This is a genomic window from Roseibium aggregatum, from assembly GCF_014692675.1.
GTDB classification, from domain to species: domain Bacteria; phylum Pseudomonadota; class Alphaproteobacteria; order Rhizobiales; family Stappiaceae; genus Roseibium; species Roseibium aggregatum_C.
Window position 1 is genome coordinate 76,859 of the sequence record NZ_JABFCZ010000012.1, and the last position, 18,691, is coordinate 95,549.

The 18,691-nt window shown below is 59.9% G+C and carries 20 protein-coding genes; 2 read left to right on the forward strand and 18 right to left on the reverse strand.

The window, feature by feature from the left end:
* Positions 1 to 10 precede the first annotated feature (10 nt).
* Together aroQ and HK439_RS12150 are read right to left on the reverse strand one after the other, a co-directional pair.
* Positions 11 to 448: a type II 3-dehydroquinate dehydratase gene (gene aroQ, locus HK439_RS12145; protein ID WP_190291774.1), complete on the reverse strand. Its 438-nt coding sequence runs from the start codon at positions 446 to 448 to the stop codon at positions 11 to 13.
* Positions 449 to 588: 140 nt separating this feature from the next.
* On the reverse strand, positions 589 to 1,107 hold the full coding sequence (locus HK439_RS12150) for a response regulator (protein ID WP_190291775.1): 519 nt from the start codon (positions 1,105 to 1,107) through the stop codon (positions 589 to 591).
* 343 nt (positions 1,108 to 1,450) lie between these two features.
* Between HK439_RS12150 and HK439_RS12155 the strand changes: the two genes are divergently transcribed.
* Positions 1,451 to 1,618 carry a hypothetical protein gene (locus HK439_RS12155; RefSeq protein WP_190291776.1) on the forward strand — a complete coding sequence of 56 codons (168 nt, stop codon included), beginning with the start codon at positions 1,451 to 1,453 and terminating at the stop codon, positions 1,616 to 1,618.
* Positions 1,619 to 1,649: 31 nt separating this feature from the next.
* On the opposite strand, the gene ccoS is transcribed toward HK439_RS12155, so the two are convergent.
* From ccoS to HK439_RS12205, 10 genes are all read right to left on the reverse strand, one after another.
* Positions 1,650 to 1,835: a cbb3-type cytochrome oxidase assembly protein CcoS gene (gene ccoS, locus HK439_RS12160; protein WP_190291777.1), complete on the reverse strand. Its 186-nt coding sequence runs from the start codon at positions 1,833 to 1,835 to the stop codon at positions 1,650 to 1,652.
* Positions 1,836 to 4,037: a cation-translocating P-type ATPase gene (locus HK439_RS12165; protein ID WP_209011762.1), complete on the reverse strand. Its 2,202-nt coding sequence runs from the start codon at positions 4,035 to 4,037 to the stop codon at positions 1,836 to 1,838.
* Between the two features lie 36 nt (positions 4,038 to 4,073).
* The gene (locus HK439_RS12170) at positions 4,074 to 4,580 is read right to left on the reverse strand and encodes a FixH family protein (RefSeq protein WP_190291779.1); all 507 of its coding nucleotides are present in this window, start codon (positions 4,578 to 4,580) and stop codon (positions 4,074 to 4,076) included.
* A gap of 23 nt (positions 4,581 to 4,603) precedes the next feature.
* Positions 4,604 to 6,058: a cytochrome c oxidase accessory protein CcoG gene (gene ccoG, locus HK439_RS12175; protein ID WP_190291780.1), complete on the reverse strand. Its 1,455-nt coding sequence runs from the start codon at positions 6,056 to 6,058 to the stop codon at positions 4,604 to 4,606.
* Positions 6,059 to 6,218: 160 nt separating this feature from the next.
* The gene (ccoP, locus tag HK439_RS12180; protein ID WP_190291781.1) at positions 6,219 to 7,097 is read right to left on the reverse strand and encodes a cytochrome-c oxidase, cbb3-type subunit III; all 879 of its coding nucleotides are present in this window, start codon (positions 7,095 to 7,097) and stop codon (positions 6,219 to 6,221) included.
* Between the two features lie 3 nt (positions 7,098 to 7,100).
* Positions 7,101 to 7,256, reverse strand: coding sequence for a cbb3-type cytochrome c oxidase subunit 3 (locus tag HK439_RS12185; protein ID WP_190291782.1), 156 nt, complete (start codon positions 7,254 to 7,256; stop codon positions 7,101 to 7,103).
* Positions 7,257 to 7,260: 4 nt separating this feature from the next.
* Complete coding sequence (gene ccoO / locus HK439_RS12190) at positions 7,261 to 7,995, reverse strand: cytochrome-c oxidase, cbb3-type subunit II (RefSeq protein ID WP_190291783.1); 735 nt, start codon at positions 7,993 to 7,995, stop codon at positions 7,261 to 7,263.
* Positions 7,996 to 8,010: 15 nt separating this feature from the next.
* A complete protein-coding gene (ccoN, locus tag HK439_RS12195; RefSeq protein ID WP_190291784.1) occupies positions 8,011 to 9,666 on the reverse strand; it encodes a cytochrome-c oxidase, cbb3-type subunit I in 1,656 nt (551 codons plus the stop codon).
* A gap of 198 nt (positions 9,667 to 9,864) precedes the next feature.
* Positions 9,865 to 10,938: an AbrB family transcriptional regulator gene (locus tag HK439_RS12200; protein WP_209011763.1), complete on the reverse strand. Its 1,074-nt coding sequence runs from the start codon at positions 10,936 to 10,938 to the stop codon at positions 9,865 to 9,867.
* A 69-nt stretch (positions 10,939 to 11,007) separates the two neighbouring features.
* The gene (locus HK439_RS12205; RefSeq protein ID WP_190291785.1) at positions 11,008 to 11,739 is read right to left on the reverse strand and encodes a glutathione S-transferase family protein; all 732 of its coding nucleotides are present in this window, start codon (positions 11,737 to 11,739) and stop codon (positions 11,008 to 11,010) included.
* A gap of 106 nt (positions 11,740 to 11,845) precedes the next feature.
* On the opposite strand from HK439_RS12205, the gene hemN reads away from it, so the two are divergent.
* A complete protein-coding gene (hemN, locus tag HK439_RS12210; RefSeq protein ID WP_190291786.1) occupies positions 11,846 to 13,210 on the forward strand; it encodes an oxygen-independent coproporphyrinogen III oxidase in 1,365 nt (454 codons plus the stop codon).
* A 102-nt stretch (positions 13,211 to 13,312) separates the two neighbouring features.
* Here hemN and HK439_RS12215 read toward each other — a convergent pair whose 3' ends face one another.
* The 6 genes from HK439_RS12215 to mscL form a co-directional block, all read right to left on the reverse strand.
* Positions 13,313 to 14,026, reverse strand: coding sequence for a Crp/Fnr family transcriptional regulator (locus tag HK439_RS12215; protein ID WP_190291787.1), 714 nt, complete (start codon positions 14,024 to 14,026; stop codon positions 13,313 to 13,315).
* Between the two features lie 212 nt (positions 14,027 to 14,238).
* Entirely contained in the window at positions 14,239 to 14,628 is a 390-nt protein-coding gene (locus tag HK439_RS12220) for a response regulator (protein ID WP_328804148.1), read from the reverse strand.
* A gap of 137 nt (positions 14,629 to 14,765) precedes the next feature.
* A complete protein-coding gene (locus HK439_RS12225) occupies positions 14,766 to 15,368 on the reverse strand; it encodes a response regulator transcription factor (protein WP_190291789.1) in 603 nt (200 codons plus the stop codon).
* 57 nt (positions 15,369 to 15,425) lie between these two features.
* Complete coding sequence (locus HK439_RS12230; RefSeq protein WP_190291790.1) at positions 15,426 to 16,583, reverse strand: two-component system sensor histidine kinase NtrB; 1,158 nt, start codon at positions 16,581 to 16,583, stop codon at positions 15,426 to 15,428.
* Between the two features lie 77 nt (positions 16,584 to 16,660).
* On the reverse strand, positions 16,661 to 17,839 hold the full coding sequence (locus HK439_RS12235; RefSeq protein WP_328804149.1) for a pyridoxal phosphate-dependent aminotransferase: 1,179 nt from the start codon (positions 17,837 to 17,839) through the stop codon (positions 16,661 to 16,663).
* Positions 17,840 to 18,022: 183 nt separating this feature from the next.
* Positions 18,023 to 18,448 (reverse strand): large conductance mechanosensitive channel protein MscL, encoded by a 426-nt coding sequence (gene mscL, locus HK439_RS12240; RefSeq protein ID WP_190291792.1) that lies wholly within the window; start codon positions 18,446 to 18,448, stop codon positions 18,023 to 18,025.
* Positions 18,449 to 18,691 lie beyond the last annotated feature (243 nt).

The following is an 18,691-nucleotide window of genomic DNA, read 5'->3' on the forward strand; positions in this document are numbered from 1 at the left end:
CGAAAGCGACCTATCCCGCGAGCTTCATCAGCCGCATGAAGGCGAGCTCATAGCCTTGAATACCGCATCCGGCGATCACGCCGTCGGCGCGCAAGGACACATAGGACTTGTGCCGGAAGGGTTCGCGCTTGTGAACGTTTGTGATGTGGATCTCGAACACCGGAAAATCGCAGGCGTTCAGGGCATCGAGGATGGCGACCGAGGTGTGGGTGAGCGCCGCGGGATTGATGATCAATCCGCAAGCGCATTCGCGCGCTTCGTGGATCCAGTTGATCAACTCGTATTCGGCATTGCTTTGGTGGAACCGCAGTTCGACACCATGCTCGGCTGCATAGCGCCGGCAATTCGCCTCCACATCGGCCAGGGTCTCATGGCCGTAGATTGCCGGCTCGCGCTTGCCGAGCAGGTTAAGGTTGGGGCCATTCAGAATATAAACGATTTTCGACACGGCAAACCTCCTCCGGAATAGCGGTCGCATGAACGGTGCGTGGCCGGAGACTGATGACCGGACTGCGGCGTCCTTTAGACATGACTCGGCGGATTATTTCCAGCGGTGGAAACGGATCGAAGCAGGAAAGCTCTTTTCTGCTAGCCGACGCTGGCGTTCTGTTCGGCCCCTTCACCACCTTGTTGGGGCCCACCCTGCCAGATCTTCTGGCGGTTGCGGATTTCCCGCGGCGCAGGGCCGAAATAGGTGGATGTCTTGATGAAATCGCGCGGGTGCAGAATGACGCTCGACACCCGCTGATACAGCGCCTTGGCGGAGATCGGCTTGGACAGCAACTCGTGCACGCCCAGACGGCGCGCTTCGACAATCCGGCTCCGCTCTGTATGGGCGGTCACCATGATGATCGGAATATAGGCGAAGGGATTGTTGGGGCTGCGGATCATGCGCACCATATCCGCTCCGTCGAGGATCGGCATGACCCAGTCGAGGATAAGGATATCCGGATTTGCACGGTCCATCGCTTCCAGGCCCGATGCGCCATCTTCCGCCTCGACAATGCGCCGGGCGCCGAAGCCCTGCAGCATGGTCCGCAAGATGGTGCGCATGTAGGCACTGTCTTCAACCAGCAAAAATGTCAACGAGGCAAGATCGAGGCTCACCTTTTTTCTCCATTTTGTAACGGCAACCTGCCATAAAAGTCTGAAAAGAGGGTTAGTGAGTTCAATTTGCGTAAAAATCGCTGCCCGGCCGCCCCGATTGCCGTCGCCGCCGCATGATTATCCGCGATACCTAGGCCGGATTTCGGGCACATGCCAGGCCGAAGACCGGAGGCGCCTTTTTTCCAAAAAGGCATTCTTAATGATACCTTACTTTACTTTACGGTAATATTGCCGATAATTCATTATACGGAAGAACCGTTCTTAACCGGCCTTTTATAGTTGTGACGTTAATCCAGACACGTTGAAGTGTATCTTCTTCTTTCATTTGTCGGCGGGTGTATGTATGTCGAGCAGACAAATTCCAAAAGGTCCGGACAAGCCGCTAACCTTCGTGCAAGGTCCTCGCGCGGCCGGTAACTATATGCCGCTCCGGGCAAATTTCCTGTTGCTGTCAGGCATCGCGCTGGTGCTGATAGCGGCCACCATGATTATCGGGACACTGCTCGGCTGAGGCATGACGTGCCTGAGCCGGCGGGTCTCCGCTACAGACCGTTTCGGTTTTCCGAGTACGGACGGTCCTCATCGGGCAGGTCGTCGTCATCGAGAATGCGCCACTTCGCCCCTTCCAGGTCGTCATACTGACCGCTTTTCAGCGTCCACAGGAACGCCCCCAGTCCGAGAAGACCGAGGAAAAGCGCGATCGGGATCAGATAGATCAGGACGTCCATTTATTCCTCCCGGCCTTCCCGGAGCCCCTCGCCCCAGCGCAGCCTGAGTGCATTTGCCGTCACGACGATGGACGACGCGGACATGGCAACGGCCGCCATCAGCGGAGTCACGAAACCGGCGACGGCCACCGGTACGGCAATGACATTGTAAAGGGCCGAAATCCAGAGGTTCTGCTCGATCGCCCGCCGGGCCTTTTTCGAGATCCGAAGGGTGTCTGCAACCGGGGCCAGCCGGTCGCCGAGAAAGACGGCGTCCGCAGCCGTCTGGCTCAGGTGAACCGCCGTAACGGGTGACAGGGACACATAGGCACCGGCGAGCGCCGGCGCGTCGTTGAGCCCGTCTCCCACCATCAGCACCTTCCGTCCGGAGGCCTTAAGTTCGTTCAGGCGGGCAATCTTGTCGGCGGGGCGGACCTCCGCCTGCCAGCTCTCTATGCCCAGATCTTCGGCGGCCGCCCTCACCGCGTCCTGCCGGTCGCCGGACAGGATCTCAAGAGAATAGCCCAGCGCCTTCAAGGCGGTGACGGTTTCGATCGCATCTGACCGGAGTTTCTGGCTGATCGGCAACAGCCGGGGCGGGTTGTCGCCCAACCGGACGGCCAGAAGTGACACGCCCGGGTGTTGCGTCAGCACCTTGCAGACCTCGTCATCATCCGCACCGCAAAACGCCGGACTGCCGAGGCGCAACGGTTCACCGCCCACCCGTGTCTCGACGCCTGCACCGGCCATCTCCGTCACATGGTCGAAGGGCACAAGCGCGCCGCCGGCCCGAACCAGGGCCAGAGACAGCGGATGACGGCTTGAAAGGGCCAGGCGCCCGGCCAGATGGAGCAGGCTGTCCTCCTCCTTTCCCGGTTCCAGAAGCCGGGGTTCGGCGGAGGTGAGCGTTCCGGTCTTGTCGAAGACGATCGTGTCCGCGTCCGCCAGCCGTTCGATTGCATCGCCTGCGTTCAACAGCACACCGGAGCGGAACAATTGTCCGGAAGCCACCACCTGAACCGCGGGAACGGCCAGCCCGAGTGCGCAGGGGCAGGTGATGATGAGCACGGAAATGGCAATCACCAGAGACGGCTGCCATCCGAAACCCGCCAGCCACCAGCCGATGAAGGTCAGCGCCGCAGCGCCGTGAACCAGCGGCGCATAAAGCCGGGCGGCCCTGTCCGCAAGGCGGACGTAGGCCGACTTCGCCTGGGCGGCGGCTTCCAGAAGACGGTTCACCTCGTCCAGCAAGGTGGCCCCGGACGCCGCCCGCACGCGAACCTTCAGCGCGCCTTCGCCGTTCAGCGTTCCGGCATAGACTTCCCCCCCCTTGCGGACGGTCGCGAGGACGCTTTCCCCGGTCACCAGGCTCTGGTCGATTTCCGACACGCCTTCTTCGACCACCCCGTCGACCGGGACCCGTTCGCCGGCCGTGACCAGGACCAGATCGCCGGGCTGCACCTTGGAAAGGGGAACTTCGCGGACCGTTCCGTCCGCTCCGATACGGGCTGCAACTTCCGCCTTCAGGGCGGCAATGTTTTCGGCAAAGGAGCGGGTCTTGCCACGCATGTTGTGATCGAGATACCGGCCGACCAGCAGAAAGAACAGGAGCATCACCGCGGATTCGAAATAGGCCTCGTGCTGATGCTGCATTGTCTGGACGACGGACAGGATGACGGCCAGAAGCACCCCGATCATGATGGGCACGTCCATGTTCATCCGGCCCGCCTTCAGGGCGCCGATCGCGCTGCGGAAAAACGGCCGGCCCGAGTAGGCAATTGTCGGCAGGGCGATCAGGGCCGAGATCCAGTGAAAGAAATCCCGCGTTTCCGGCGTGATATCCGTTGCGTTCCCTGCCCAGACGGATATCGACAGAAGCATGATGTTCATGCCCGCAAAACCGGCGACGGCGAGCGCGCGCAGCAATTCCTTGCCATGCTTGTCCTGCCGTTCCCGCTGGCTTGCCGGATCGAAGGGGTGGGCCTTGTAGCCGAGACGGGAGAGCGCCGCGACAATATCGTCAGCGCCGGTTTCCTCCCGGACCCAGTCGACGGCAAGTCTCTGGTTGGTCAGGTTGACCCGGGCCTTGCGGATGCCCGGCAGGCGGGACAATCCGCGTTCGATCTCGCCCATGCAGGCGGCGCAGGTGATGCCTTCCACGGCAAGGTCCATGTGGACGGCACCGTCCTCCGCCGGAGTTACAAAGGCATCCCAATCGCGCATGTGGACACTCACCAGCGCCTCGCTGCAGTCTTTGTGTCAGTCTTTGAGGAACACGCGGTTTTCGGAACGGAACACCCGCTCCTCGCCGCTCTTGGCCTCCAGGACCAGATACCAGTTTCCGGCCGGCACATCCGAAAGATCGGCGCTGTAACGACCGGAACCCCGTTCATCCAGCATGACGGAAATTTTGCCGTCATGCGCCGGATGCTGCAAGGTTGCGGTAAAGGCGAGACCGGAGAGCGGAGACCTGGTCCGGTCCAGGGCGGTCACCTCCAGATGGGCGGCTGTTTCCTTCGTCCGGGACAGGCCCGCATCCACCTCCCAGCCCCGCGCGGCCTGTTCCCTGGCCGATGCGATGGACTGGTTGTAGGCCTGGCTCGCCGAATAGGCGCTTTCCACCGTAACGCCGGGGAAGGACGACTCCGCGAGCCAGACGAAGACGCCGTTCGCCGCGAAGACGACGCCGAAAAAGCCGAACAGCCACAAGAGCATCGTCTTTCCGGTAAACGCCTTCCGGTGATGCATGCCGGATTGTGTCGTCATCTCACTCTCCTGAAACGCGCTTGTTACGGCGCCTTGAAGTAGTCGTCTGCGGTCACGACTTCACCCATGACCGATTCCGTCAGGCGGAACTTCACGGGCGTGCTTGCAGGCATCTTAACACCTGGAGGCGACGTGACCAGAATGCGCACCTCACGGGTCGTGTCCGGGTCGACCTCGATAATCGGACGGTCCGCGAAGACGTTTTCGACACCGACAGCTTCCACCTTCGTGCCTGCCGGCATGCCTTCGACATGCAGCATGAAGTGGCGCGCATGCGAGCGTTTGTTCAGCAGGCGCACGGTGTAGCCGTTGCGCACCGATCCGTCGGACTGGGTCACGAAGATCGGGTTGCGGTCGTGCAGGACATTGATGCCCGCGAAATCCCGTGTCAGCAGGGCGAACAGCATGATTGCGCCGACGACGGCGATGATCGCCGCATAGACGACCGTGCGCACCCGGACGATCTCGTAGACCGAATCCTTGCCGTCGATCCGGCGCTGGATGTTCTCGTCCGTGTCGTAGGCGATCAGGCCCGTGGGCTTGCCGATCTTGGTCATGACGTTGTCGCAGGCATCGATACACAGGCCGCACTGGATGCAGTCGAGCTGCAGCCCCTTGCGGATGTCCACGCCGGTCGGGCAGACGTATTCGCACTGATGACAATCGATACAGTCGCCGGCAGGAAGGCCCTTGAGTGCGAGCGCCTGGTTCTGCTTGAGAGATCCGCGCGGCTCGCCCCGGTCCCAGCGATAGGTGACGTTCAGGGCTTTTTCATCCGTCAGGGCGGCCTGGATCCGCGGCCAGGGGCACATGTAGATGCAGACCTGCTCGCGCATGAAACCGGCAAGCAGATAGGTCGTGGTCGTCAGGATGCCGATCCACAGATAGGCGCTCCAGGGCGCCTGGAATGTCGCCAGGTCATAGACGAGCGTCGGCGCATCGGCAAAATAAAGAACCCAGGCGCCGCCGGTCCACCAGGCGATCATCAACCAGAAGAAGTGCTTGATGGCGCGCCGGGTGATCTTGTTGACCGACCAGGGCGCATTATCGAGCGCGATACGCTCGCGCCGGTCGCCTTCCACCTTGCGTTCGACCCAGAGAAACAGGTCCGTCCAGACCGTTTGCGGACACAGGTAGCCGCACCACACGCGTCCGGCCACCGCGTTCATCAGGAACAGGGCCACCGCGGCCAGGATCAGAAGGCCGGTGAGATAATAGACCTCCTGCGGCCAGATCTCGATAAAGAAGAAGTAGGCGCGCCGTGCCTGCAGATCGATCAGGAGCGCCTGTCCCGGCGCATCCGGTCCGCGGTCATAGCGGATGAAGGGAAGGAAATAGTAGAGTCCAAGAGTGATGAAGAGGATCACCCATTTGATCGTGCGGAACTTTCCGTGCACGGCCATGGGGAAGATTTTTTTCGCTGAGGCGAACCATTCGTCCGGCTGCTCAGCATTGGCAGCTTCGGTCTCGGCGGTCATGCCGTCCGTCCTTCTTGTTCCAGACCCCGCCCCACAGGGATCCCGTCGTCCTCCGGGCCGGATTGCCGCCGGCCCGGTTCTCTCATTTGCTTTGAGTTTAATCCGGCGCGGGAAAGTTCCCTTTGCGCCGGATCAATTTCGGCCCTGAAAAGCCGTCTTCCTACTGACCGCCACCGAAGGAGTGGACGTAGACAGCAAGCGACTTGATCGTCGCCGGATCCAGGCGGCCCACCCAGGCCGGCATCACGCCGTGACGGGGTGAATTCACCTGTGCCTTGATGGCCTTGAGCGACTTTCCATAAAGGTAGTTCGCAGACAGCAGGCTCGGTGCACCTGTGTCCTGGATGCCTTTCAGGTCCTCGCCGTGGCAGGCTGCGCAGTTGTCCGTGAAGACGGTTTCCCCGGCAGCCAGATCGACACCCGCTTCCGGTTCGAGACCGGCCTTGGAGGCGACGAAATTCGCCACCTGATCGATCTCTTCCTTCGTCAGGAGCTCATCCTTGCCGAAGGCCGGCATTTCAGCGATCCGGGCATCATCGTTGCCGGAACGGATACCGTAGAGCAACGTGGTCTGGATATCGTCCAGCGTTCCGCCCCAGATCCAGGAATCGTCCTGAAGGTTCGGATAACCGACCGCCCCTGTACCGCCGGAACCGTGGCAGGGCGCACAGTTGTCGCCGAACGCGGCCTGACCGTTTGCCAGAGCGAACTCCAGCAGTGCCGGGGTGCTCAGGATTTCGTCGAAGGACGCGTTGACCAGCTGGTCGCCCAGGTGAGACCGGTCGGCAATCGCCTTGTCATAGGTGGCGATTGCATCGGCCCGCTGGCTGTCGCCGAAAACCCCATGGGTATAGCCGGAAATCAGCGGCCAGGAGGGGTAGACCACCCAGTAACCGATCGCCCAGACGATACACGCATAGAACAGATACAGCCACCATTTCGGCAGAGGGTTGTTGAGTTCCTTCAGTCCGTCCCACTCGTGACCGGTGGTCTCGACGCCTGAAATTTCATCGATTTCCTTGTGATGGATATCGGCCATGGATCAGTCCTCCCGGAACGGGATCTGGGAAGCATCGTCGAAGGTCTTGCGATTCTTCGGCCAGAGTGCGTAGGCGAGCACGATGCCAAACAGGATCATGAAGTAGATAAGGCCCCACGTTTGTGCAAAGGCCGCGACTGCGGTGTATGTCTCGTCCATTGCCTTACCTCAGGTTTGCCTTGTCGTCGTAGATCGAGAAATCGACCAGCGTACCGAGCATCTGGAGATAAGCGACAAGCGCGTCCATCTCCGTGACTTCGTTCGGATTGCCGTCGAAGTCGCGCACGGTGGCGGACGGATAGCGTTCCAGGAATGCGTCAGCCGCATCCGTGTCCGGATTAGCCTGGGCAAGAATGTCCTTGGCCGCTTCGCCGATCTGATCTTCGGTGTAGGGAACGCCGATGATCTTGTTGGTCTTCAGATGAGCCGCGATGTCACGCGTGTTCAGCTTGGTTTCCTTCAGGAAGGGGTAACCGGGCATGATCGACGCGGGAACGACCGAACGTGGATCGGTCAGGTGACCGACATGCCATGCATCGGAGTACTTGCCGCCGACACGGGCGAGATCCGGTCCCGTCCGCTTGGACCCCCACTGGAACGGGTGGTCGTACATCGACTCCGCCGCCAGCGAGAAATGGCCGTACCGCTCCAGCTCGTCACGCATCGGACGGATCATCTGCGAATGGCAGAGATAACAGCCCTCACGGATGTAGATGTTGCGACCGGCCAATTCGAGCGGCGTATAGGGCCGCATGCCTTCGGTCTTTTCGATCGTGCTCTTCAGATAGAAGAGCGGGGCGATCTCGACCAGGCCGCCGATGGCGACCATCAGAAGGATGCCGAGAAGGAGGATGATCGAGTTCTTTTCAAGGATTTGGTGTTTAGCCCATACAGACATTTCGTGTTCTCCCCCTTATTCGGCCGCAGCCAGGGAGCCCGCAGCGGTGGCTTCGGCTTCTTCAGCCTCGCCGTGGCGAACGGTCATCCAGAGATTGTAGGCCATGATCAGGGCGCCGGTGACGAAGAGGGCACCGCCGAGAGCACGGATGATGTAGAAGGGATGCATCGCCTCAACGGTTTCGATGAAGGAGTACTCCAGGAAACCGAGCTGGTCGTAGGCACGCCACATAAGACCCTGCATGATCCCGGACACCCACATGGAGCAGATGTAGAGAACGATGCCGATCGTCGACAGCCAGAAGTGCCAGTCCACCAGCTTCAGCGAATACAGGCCCCGCTTGTTCCACAGCCACGGGATGAGGCAGTAGAGCGCGCCGAAGGAGATGTATCCCACCCAGCCGAGCGCACCGGAATGAACGTGACCGATGGTCCAGTCAGTATAGTGCGACAGCGAGTTGACCGAACGGATCGACATCAGCGGGCCTTCGAAGGTGGACATGCCGTAGAAGGCGACGGACACCACCATCATGCGCAGGACCGGATCCGTGCGGAGCTTGTCCCAGGCGCCCGAAAGCGTCATCAGGCCGTTGATCATACCGCCCCAGGACGGCATCCACAGGATGATGGAGAAGGTCGCACCCAGGGTCGATGCCCACTGCGGCAGAGCCGTGTAGTGCAGGTGGTGCGGGCCGGCCCAGATGTAGATGAAGATCAGCGCCCAGAAGTGCACGATCGACAGACGGTAGGAGTAGACCGGACGATCAGCACGCTTGGGCACGAAATAATACATGATCGCCAGGAAGCCCGCGGTCAGGAAGAAGCCCACCGCGTTGTGTCCGTACCACCACTGCACCATGGCATCCTGCACGCCCGACCAGACGATGTACGACTTGGTGCCGAACACGGAGACCGGAACGGTCGCGTTGTTGACGAGGTGCAACATGGCGATGGTGACGATGAACGCGAGATAGAACCAGTTGGCCACATAGATGTGCGGTTCCTTGCGCTTCCAGATCGTGCCGAGGAACAGGAACAGGTAAGCGACCCAGACGATGGTCAGCCACAGGTCGGCGTACCATTCCGGCTCCGCGTATTCCTTGGATTCGGTGACGCCGAGCAGGTAGCCCGTACCCGCGATGACGATGAAAACGTTGTAACCGATAATGACGAACCACGGCAGGACCTTGCCCGGCATCCGCGCCCGGCTGGTCCGCTGAACCACATACATGGAAGTCGCCAGCAGCACGTTGCCGCCAAAGGCGAAGATCACCGCCGAGGTATGCAGCGGGCGCATGCGGCCGAAATTCGTCCACGGCAAATCGAAATTCAACGCCGGAAAGGCGAGTTGCGATGCGATGATCAGGCCGACCGTGAAACCGGCGATGCCCCAGAACATGGCAGCCACGGCGCCGAACTTGACCGGCCCCATGTTGTAGTTCGGTTTACCGTCGATCTCCTGCGGGATCGGCATCCCGTCGCTGTCGAAGTAACTTTTGAAGATGACGAACACACTGACAGCGGCAGCCAGTGCCCCAATCCCGGTGTGGAAAGCCATCACTTGATCGTATGTCTTGCCTGCTATGATCAGGCAAGCGAATGCCAACGCTACGAGGAAAGCCGCAAAGAAGCCTTCTTCCAGCGAAATGAATCTGGCCTTTGTCTGTGCCATATTTCGCGCCCCAGTCTTTAAAATCGTTACAGAGTGCCAACGATGGCCCGACCATGCGCACGGCGGGATCGTCCTGACGTTGATTCAAATCAAGAATGATTGAAACCGCTTAAGAAAGATCGCCGACACAATGCCGCTGGGTCAATTGGACCCTGCGACAATAAGGCTGGATAAGTCCGCGCTGCAGTGCGGGAAGCCTCAGTTTCGCCCCGTTCTGGACTCATTCGGTCTCCGGCCGAGCAAAAGGCCTGTGATAAAAGGTAGCAGCAGCACCATCGAGATATAGCGCGCAAGCTGGTGCGCCGCGACGAAGGCCGGATCGAGGTTGAGCATGAAGGACAACAGTGTCATGACCTCCAGCCCGCCGGGCGCATAGGCAAGCAGCAGCTGGCCGAACGGCAGCCCCAGCAGAACGGATGCGATCCAGGCCACCGCCAGGGAAACGCAAAGCCCGACAACGATCGCCCCCAGGGATGCCTTGAGCATCCCCAGAAACAGGGAGAATGTCGTCGAGCTGAACCGGCTGCCGATGAAGCAGCCCAGCCCGATATAGCAGGGGACGAGGATCCATTGGGGCAGCGCGACCGGCATGAGACCGGTCACATTGATCGCGGAACTCATGAAAAAGGCTCCGGTCAGCCATCCGCCCGGCACACGCAGGCGCACCGCCAGAAGGCTTGCGGCCAGACAGGCAACAAGGAGAACGGCGCCGTCTGCCCAGCCCGGAAATGCCTCAGGAACGGCCGGTTGCTGCCCGTGGGAAGCCGTCGATGTAATCACCAGCGGCAGAACGGAAACCAGAATCACCAGGCGCACCGTTTGCGAGGCGGCAATTCGCGCCTGGTCGGCCCTCCGTTCGGCCGCAATTGCCATGACGAATGACAAGGCGCCGGGAATGGCGCCCAGAAAAGCCGATTCCCGATCCCAACGGGCGAATCGAAACAGGAAGACATAGGTCGCTGCGGTGACCAGCACGAGGGTCACCGCCAGCAGTGCCATCGTCGCAGGCCATTGGGCGACCCGGTCGATCACATCCGGCCTGACCCCTCCCCCCATTGACAGGCCGAGAATGACGAAAAAGCCGTCGCGCATCCTGTCCGGCAGATCGACCGGAACGCGTGCCAGTGCGGCTGCCGCCACGAAAATCATGGCGCCTGCAAGCCAGGAGGCCGGCAACCCGATCGCATAAAAGAGCGTGCCGCCGAGCGCGCCCAGCGCAAATGTCAACCCGGTCCGGCGCAGCGCTGAGGCCACCGGCATTTTCTCACTCAACGAAAGATCCCCTTGCAGACACAAAGACGGTTACAGGCAAGATTCAACAAGAGTTCCAGATCGCTTTTCCTAGATTCCGGTCAGCGCCGCTGGATCGATGGCGGGCCGTTGCGGATCAAGAAACGCAGGACCGGGTATCTGCTCCATCTCCCTGGCGCGAATAACGGCGGGTCGGGTCTGCAGCTTTGCGATCATTGCCGTCAGCCGTGGCCAGGCACTTCGGTTGAACGCCTTAGGCTCCGGATAAAGCTGATACCATCTGGCGCACGTCGCGGCGTAAAAATCCACGATCGACGGCTCCGCGCCTAATACATAAAGCCCGCCCGACCGTTCGAACGCGCTTTCCAGTTGGTCGAACGCCTGGATCAACCTCCCCTCAAGCCCGGAAATCAGATGCCAACGGGCCGCTTCGTCGGCCACATAGCGTTCAGGGCGGAACGAGATGCGCAAGTCGGCATGGAGCGTGTTGGACAGGTAGAACAGCCATGTCAGAAGCCGGCCGCGCTCCGGCGAGGTAAATGGCGGCGCGAGCCCTTGTGCCTTGTCGGCGAGATAAAGGATGATGGCCGCCGTTTCGAACACCGGCTCGCTCAGGTCCGGATCGGCAAGAACCGGCAGCAGACCCTGCGGGTTCAGCTTCAGAAATTCCGGCGTCTTGTTCGCGCGGACGGCACGGTCCACCGCAATGAACCGGTAATCGAGCCCCAATTCCTCCAGGACAAAGCGAACCACCAGGTTCGCACTGTCGAACGAACCGTAGAGGCAAAGCCGGTCCGGGTCCGGTTTGAACGGGTCTGACATTTCCCCTCCGACTGCGTTTGCCGGCAGGCCGATTTTTCAGCCGCGGTTTCCGGCGCTCTTGAGCGATATCAAGGACACCCGTCGGAATGAACACCATTTTGGCGGCATGACCGACACTGCTCTTACCTACGCCATGCGGACCGTTCCGCGCTACACGAGTTATCCGACCGCTCCGCATTTTCACAGCGGTATTACCGATGAGGTTTATGCGGAATGGCTGGAAAAGCTCGGGCCGACGGATACGCTGTCCCTTTATCTCCACGTGCCCTATTGCCGTGAGATCTGCCACTATTGCGGCTGCCACACGAAGGCGACCCGCCAGGAGGCGCCGCTTGTGGCCTATGCACAGACACTGGGCCAGGAACTCGAACTCATTGCAAGACACCTGAAGTCCCCAGGTCCGGTCAAGCATATCCATTGGGGCGGCGGCACGCCGAGCCTGCTTCCGGAAGCAAGCCTCCGCGATCTTGCCGGACTGATGCGTGTCCTGTTCGACTTTGCGCCGGACATGGAACACGCCATCGAGCTGGATCCGCGCGTCGTCGGTTCATCGCTGGCCCATACGCTGGCGGAAATCGGCGTCAATCGGGCGAGCCTGGGCGTTCAGGATTTCGATCCCGAGGTTCAAAAGGCCATTGGCCGGATACAGCCCTATGAGATTGTTGAACAGGCCACCGCCCATCTGCGCGCCGCGGGTCTGGAAAACCTGAACTTCGACCTGATGTACGGACTGCCCGCCCAGTCGGTGGACACAATCCGCGACACGGTCGCCAGAACGGTCGGCCTCAAACCGGGACGTGTCGCGCTTTTCGGCTATGCGCATGTTCCCTGGATGAAGAAGCACCAGAAGCTGATCGACGAAGGCACCCTGCCGAGCCCTGCCGAACGTCTGGAACTTGCCGACGTCGCACGGCGCGATCTCATCGACGCAGGCTATGTGGCCATCGGGCTCGATCATTTCGCCCGCGAGGACGATTCCATGGCAATCGCGATCCGTAACGGAGACCTGAGACGCAATTTCCAGGGCTACACGACCGATCAGGGCGAGCAGCTCATTGGCGCCGGCGTGTCCTCGATCGGCCGCCTGACCCAGGGCTACGTCCAGAACATTCCCGATGTCGGCAACTGGCGCCGCGCGATTCTCGCCGGCAAGCTGCCGGTCGCACGCGGGCTGGCGCTTTCGACCGAGGATCTGCTCAGAGGCCGGATCATCGAGCAGCTGATGACCGATTATCGCTGCGACCTTCAGGCCGTCTGCCGGAGTTATGGCACAGACATCGAAACCCTTAAGGGTTCGATAGCCGCACTCGGTGAACTCGTCAGGGACGGACTGGTCAGTCTGGAAGACGACGGCGTCGTGCAGATTACACGCGCCGGGCAACCCTATGTCCGGCTCGCCGCTGCGGCTTTCGATGCCTATCTCGCCGACAGTCACGCCAATACCGGCGCGCGCCACTCCATGGCTGTGTGAAACGGTATTATATGCGATTTGCTGCGCAAACAGGAGAAGGCCGGAAAACCGGCCTTCCACGGATCGATGGGGCTATGTGCTTTTCGTTAGGATCCCGAAATCCTAGTGGATTCCCGTCATCTGGCAGAGGCTGCAGACCTTGTTGAGATGGATCCTGTCCGCTCTGTCGATACGGATGACGCCGCGGCGCTTGAGTTCGGATACCACACGGCTGACCGTTTCGATCGTCAGGCCAAGGTAATCCGCGATTTCCTGCCGGGTCATGTGAAGATGGATGTCGCAGCCGTCGTTGTTTTCGTCAGCAGGACCGGTGCAACCGACGCCACCGCGGTTCGGCACGAGATACATCAGGAAACTGGCGACACGCTCGATGGCCGACTTGCGCCCAAGAAGCACGGCATGCTCATGCAGAACATGCATCTGATGGGTCAGGCATCTGGTCAGCTTGCGCTGCAGATCGACCGATGCCTCGACCTGCTTCAGATCGATTTCGTGGACTTCGGAAGGCGTCAGGGTTTCGGCCGTGCAGTCGTATTCGTCACCGTTCGACAATCCGAAGATGTCGCCCGGGCGCAGAACTTCGACCACCTGGCGGCGTCCGTCCGGAAGAAGCTTGAAAAGCATCACCGTCCCGGAGCCCAGTTCGTAAATCCGTTTTGCGGGATCGCCTTCGTAATAGATGACATCGTGAGCGTCAAAGCTCGCGCGCTTGGCTCCGAAGGACGCAAACGATGCACCCGTCGTTTCCGATACGTGGTTGAAAGCATTGTGCCGGATGGCAGCCTGTCCGGTGGACTCATGCTGAAGATATGCCATTTTCCCCTCCTTTAAGAGGCAAGGCTCTGTCGAAAGAAACAGATCATCTTGGCAAGAATAGCCTTTTGCGACCCTTGCCGCTCTGAGGCACAACGTCCCGTCCGACGATTGTGCCGTCCCTGCATGATCTACGTTAGTGATAATATATGGCAGGAGTAATTCGGTCGACTGCGTAGGGTTAACTACATAGCCTGAAACCCTGTTTTGGTTAGTCAGGCCTTAAGAAGATGTTCGGTCAGAGCCGCTAGCGACAAAGGCTTGCGCAAAAGGACATGATCGGGCAAGCCGGAAAGGCGGCGCTCGAGCGCATTCTTCGGCTTTCCGGAAATCGCTATGATCCGCGGAACATCCTGCATGGCATTGAGATGCAGGATCACATCGTCCCCGCCGATGCCGGGCAAGCCGACGTCGACGATAACGACATCTTCGGACACCGGGGACGCGGTTTCCAAGAACGTTTCGCCATCCGGATAACATTTCACGGAATGGCCGAAATCGCTCAAGACTACCGAAAGCGCATCCGCAACGGCCGTATCATCTTCAACTATATGAACACGCAAGACGATGATTCTTTCAGCTTGAAACGACTGCAAGTGTCTCACGAAAATACATCATATCGAGACTAAACGATGTACGCAGTAACACGGGCAGTAGATGACCTGCTGACAATGTGGGGGGAAATACCCCGGAGCGACAGTCCGGAATTTCCCGTACTACCCGAGGCACGCAAGGCTTTTGGTCAGGCGCGTCCGAGGACAATACGAACCAGGTCTGCGGCATTCCGGGCGCCGAGCTTTTCCATGATCCGTGCCCTGTGCACTTCTACCGTTCTCGGGCTGATGCCCAGCTTGCGACCGACTTCCTTGTTCGAAGAGCCGTCGGTGATCTCCTTCAGGACTTCGCTTTCCCGGCGGGTCAGCAAATCCGCGCCGGAGAAATTCATCGGCATTTCGTCGGAACTTGTCCTTTTGACAGCCTCGATGCCCTGATTGATCCGTTCGACCACCTTGTCCGCGGTAAACGGTTTCTCGATGAAATCGAACGCCCCGTTGCGAATGGCTTCAACAGCCATCGGGATATCGCCCTGTCCGGAAATGATGAAGATCGGTGCGGGATAATTTTCCGCATTCAGCGTTTTCAGAATATCGATTCCGGACCGGCCAGGCATGTGGACATCCAGAATCACGCATGCCGGGTGGGTTTTGCTGGCCGATTGCACAAATGTGTCGCCATCGGAAAACGTTTCCACGACGAAGCCTTCGAGATTGAACACGACCGATAATGCGTCCCGGACTGCCGGATCGTCGTCGACAATGTAAATGGCTTTCGCTTCGCTCGTCATAAAGTCCGGCCCCTATTCAGTTCTTTTCATTTCATTCGCAGCGACTTGTCGCAACAGCTAGCTTTCCGACTCGGAATACATCGGTTTACCAGTCGGAAGTTTCAGGACAAAGGTTGCTCCCGGCTTAATTGCGTTTGTATCGAGGAACAAATCGCCGCCGTGATTCTGGGCAATCGACCGGGAAATCGCGAGCCCCAGCCCCAGACCCTTCTGCTTCTTGCCGGAGAAGGCCCGGAACAGTTCGGGTACCACTTCCTCGGGCACACCGGGTCCGGTATCGCGCACCCGAAACTCGATAAAGCCCTCCGTACCGACCACCGACAGATGCACTTCCTGGATCTCGCTGTCGGACACGGCTTCACGCGCATTGCGCAGAAGATTGACCAGAACCTGGCGGATCTGAACCGGATCGGCCGGTAAAAACGGAAGGTTGGGCTCGACTTCATAGCGGATGATCGAGCGCTTCCCGCCCTGCCCCATCTCCACAAGATCGATGCAGGCCCGGGTGAATTCCTCCACATCGATGTCCGTGCGTTCCGGTTCCTTCTTTTCGACCAGCTCACGCATGCGCTGAATGATTTCGCCGGCCCGTTCGGCTTCTGCCACCGCCTTTTCAATGACGCTGAGCAATTGCTGATCGAGTAAATCGTTTGCTTTCGCCTTGCGCGAAACGGCCTGCAGGTAGAGCAGAATGGCGGTCAACGGCTGATTCAGCTCATGGGCGATCGCAGCGCCCATCTCATCCATTGCGCTGATCCGCGTCATATGCACCAGCTGCGCCTGCGCCTGCGCCAACCGCTGCTCAACGGAGTGACGAGGCCGCAGGTCGCGCAAGATGCCGATGAACTGCCGTCCGTCCGGGGTCGACGCCTCACCAACCGACAACTCCAAGGGAAATTCCGTCCCGTCCTTGTGACGACCGCTGACTTCGCGGCCGATGCCGATGATGCGTTTTTGACCGGTATCGAGATAGCGCTGAACGTAGCCGTCGTGCGCGGTTGCATAGTCCATCGGCATGATCTTGTTGACATTGTCACCGAGCAGTTCGCTCGCCTTGTAGCCAAAAAGATTCTCGCACGCCTTGTTGAAGGCAAGCACCTGGCACCGCTCGTTGATCACGACAATGCCGTCGACCGCCGTATCAAAAACGCTGGCAAGCCGTGCCTCGGACGTCGATGACGTAACTCCCAAGTTTGGCCTGACGGTATCATCCATTGTCGAATTCCCGGATCCAACGCAACATTTCGCATGCCTGCTTAAGGGTATTTACTTAACCCAGTCAAGAAAAGCCCTTATCGGAAATCGCCCGCAGCCGAGGCAATCCGCTCCACAGCAACCTTCAACTGATCCGGGTTCCGCGCAAAGCACAGCCTCAGGAAGCCCTCGCCACCCGATCCGAAAGCGGACCCGGGAGCAAGGCCGACGCCGGTTCTGGCCACCAGATCGAGCGCCAGGCGACGGCAATCGTCGATGCCCTCGATGCCGAAAAACAGGTAAAATGCGCCGTCCGGCACCGACAACCGGATCCGGTTGGATTCCGACAGGCCGTCGACGACGATCCTCCGTCCACCTTCCGCCCGTTCGATTTGCTGTTTCAGGAAGCCGGCCCCTTCGGTCAGGGCGGCAATCGCCGCGCGCTGGCTGAAGACCGGCACGCCGGAGGTCGAGTACTGGATGAGGTTTTCGATCACCTGTCCCATTTCCGGCGGCGCGGAAAGCCAGCCGATCCGCCAGCCGGTCATGGCCCAATTCTTGGAAAACGTATTGATGAACAGGATCCTGTCGTCCGGTTCCGCGATCTCGTAGAAGGAGGGGGCCGGACCTGTGCCCTGATAGGAAAACCGTCCGTAGACCTCGTCGGCCAGGATCCACAGGCCGCGCGCCCGCGCCTCCTCAAGGATGATATTCAGCAGTTGCCGGTCCGCGACCCAGCCGGTCGGATTGCTTGGCGAGTTCAGGTAAATTGCCCGCGTTTGCGGCGTCACCGCATCAAAAAGTTTTTGCGGGTCGAGCGACCAGCCGTCATCGCCATAATCCATGGCGACCGGCACGGCGCGCGCGCCCATGATGCCGACACTGGCGGCGAGGTTCGGCCAGGCCGGGCTGGGGAAAACCACCTCGTCACCCGCGCCTGCAACGCATTGCACGGCAATCTGCATTGCCTGCATTCCCGAGCCGGTGACGAAAAACTGCTCGGGCGAGAACGGTTTGCGATAGAGGTCCTGATGGTAGCCGGCCAGAGCTTCCCTCAATTCGGGAATGCCCCTTTGATAGGTGTAGAAAGTCTCCCCGGCATCCATCGACGCCTTGGCCGCATTGCAGATGAAATCAGGGGTCGGCAGATCGCCTTCACCGACCCAGAGCGGAATGAGGCCTTCCCGGTTCCGCGCCGCATTCACGACTTCCACGATGCCGCTTTCAGGCGCAAGCCTCGCCTCGGCCCGAAGGCCTCCAATTACATCACGCGCCACGTATGCAGCCTTTCCAATAGTCAAGTCGTCATGAGAATGCCGAGAGGGTTTCGGACCAGTTTCTAACGGTTGGGAGACCGGTTTGAAAAGTCGACCTTCGGCCACAGCACCCGGCGGCAAGACAAGTCCGGGCGATATCGATGGCGGACCGGCGTAAATCCGCCGGCCGGCCCCGCGCATTTTCTACTTTTTCAACAGGTCCCGGATTTCCTGCAGCAGCACGATATCCTGCGGGGGTGCAGGCGGTTCCTTGGGCGCCGCTTCTTCCTTGCGGCGCAGGTTGTTGACGCCTTTGACCAGGATGAAGAGGGCGAAAGCGACGATGACGAACTTGATCAGAGCGTTGATGAACAGACCGAGGTTCCAGGTGACCGCGCCCGCTTCCTTGGCCGCGGCCACTGTCGCATAGGGACCTTCCGGCGTTCCCTGCTTCAAGATGATGAAGATCTCGGAGAAGTCGATGTTGCCGAGGATCAGGCCGATCGGCGGCATGATGATGTCATCGACCATCGAGGAAACAATCGCGGAAAAGGCCGCGCCGATCACGATACCGACCGCCATGTCGAGCATGTTGCCCTTCATGGCGAATTCTTTGAATTCCTTAAGCATCAGGTCTTCCTCACTGCGAAAGGGCCGGCGTCGAAGCGACGACTCGGCAACCTTCATGTAGTTTATCGCCGGAAATGACCCTGCGTTAAGAAAAAACGATCCGCGTGCCGGCGAGTTCTTCGGAAACGTCTTCGCCCCAAGACGAATGGACAGTCTGCCACAGTTGTGATCCGATCTCAGGGCGGCGGACATGAAAAAGCAGGAACAGGCCGACGGTCCTGCCGCATCCGGGAGGAAGGCGCA

Excerpts from the sequence above, each read along its gene's own strand:
- HK439_RS12155 (WP_190291776.1), top strand. The coding sequence starts at position 1,451 with ATGTCGAGCAGACAAATTCCAAAAGGTCCGGACAAGCCGCTAACCTTC.
- ccoS (WP_190291777.1), bottom strand. The coding sequence starts at position 1,835 with ATGGACGTCCTGATCTATCTGATCCCGATCGCGCTTTTCCTCGGTCTT.
- HK439_RS12165 (WP_209011762.1), bottom strand. The coding sequence starts at position 4,037 with ATGCGCGATTGGGATGCCTTTGTAACTCCGGCGGAGGACGGTGCCGTC.
- HK439_RS12170 (WP_190291779.1), bottom strand. The coding sequence starts at position 4,580 with ATGACGACACAATCCGGCATGCATCACCGGAAGGCGTTTACCGGAAAG.
- ccoG (WP_190291780.1), bottom strand. The coding sequence starts at position 6,058 with ATGACCGCCGAGACCGAAGCTGCCAATGCTGAGCAGCCGGACGAATGG.
- ccoP (WP_190291781.1), bottom strand. The coding sequence starts at position 7,097 with ATGGCCGATATCCATCACAAGGAAATCGATGAAATTTCAGGCGTCGAG.
- HK439_RS12185 (WP_190291782.1), bottom strand. The coding sequence starts at position 7,256 with ATGGACGAGACATACACCGCAGTCGCGGCCTTTGCACAAACGTGGGGC.
- ccoO (WP_190291783.1), bottom strand. The coding sequence starts at position 7,995 with ATGTCTGTATGGGCTAAACACCAAATCCTTGAAAAGAACTCGATCATC.
- ccoN (WP_190291784.1), bottom strand. The coding sequence starts at position 9,666 with ATGGCACAGACAAAGGCCAGATTCATTTCGCTGGAAGAAGGCTTCTTT.
- HK439_RS12205 (WP_190291785.1), bottom strand. The coding sequence starts at position 11,739 with ATGTCAGACCCGTTCAAACCGGACCCGGACCGGCTTTGCCTCTACGGT.
- hemN (WP_190291786.1), top strand. The coding sequence starts at position 11,846 with ATGACCGACACTGCTCTTACCTACGCCATGCGGACCGTTCCGCGCTAC.
- HK439_RS12215 (WP_190291787.1), bottom strand. The coding sequence starts at position 14,026 with ATGGCATATCTTCAGCATGAGTCCACCGGACAGGCTGCCATCCGGCAC.
- HK439_RS12225 (WP_190291789.1), bottom strand. The coding sequence starts at position 15,368 with ATGACGAGCGAAGCGAAAGCCATTTACATTGTCGACGACGATCCGGCA.
- HK439_RS12230 (WP_190291790.1), bottom strand. The coding sequence starts at position 16,583 with ATGGATGATACCGTCAGGCCAAACTTGGGAGTTACGTCATCGACGTCC.
- mscL (WP_190291792.1), bottom strand. The coding sequence starts at position 18,448 with ATGCTTAAGGAATTCAAAGAATTCGCCATGAAGGGCAACATGCTCGAC.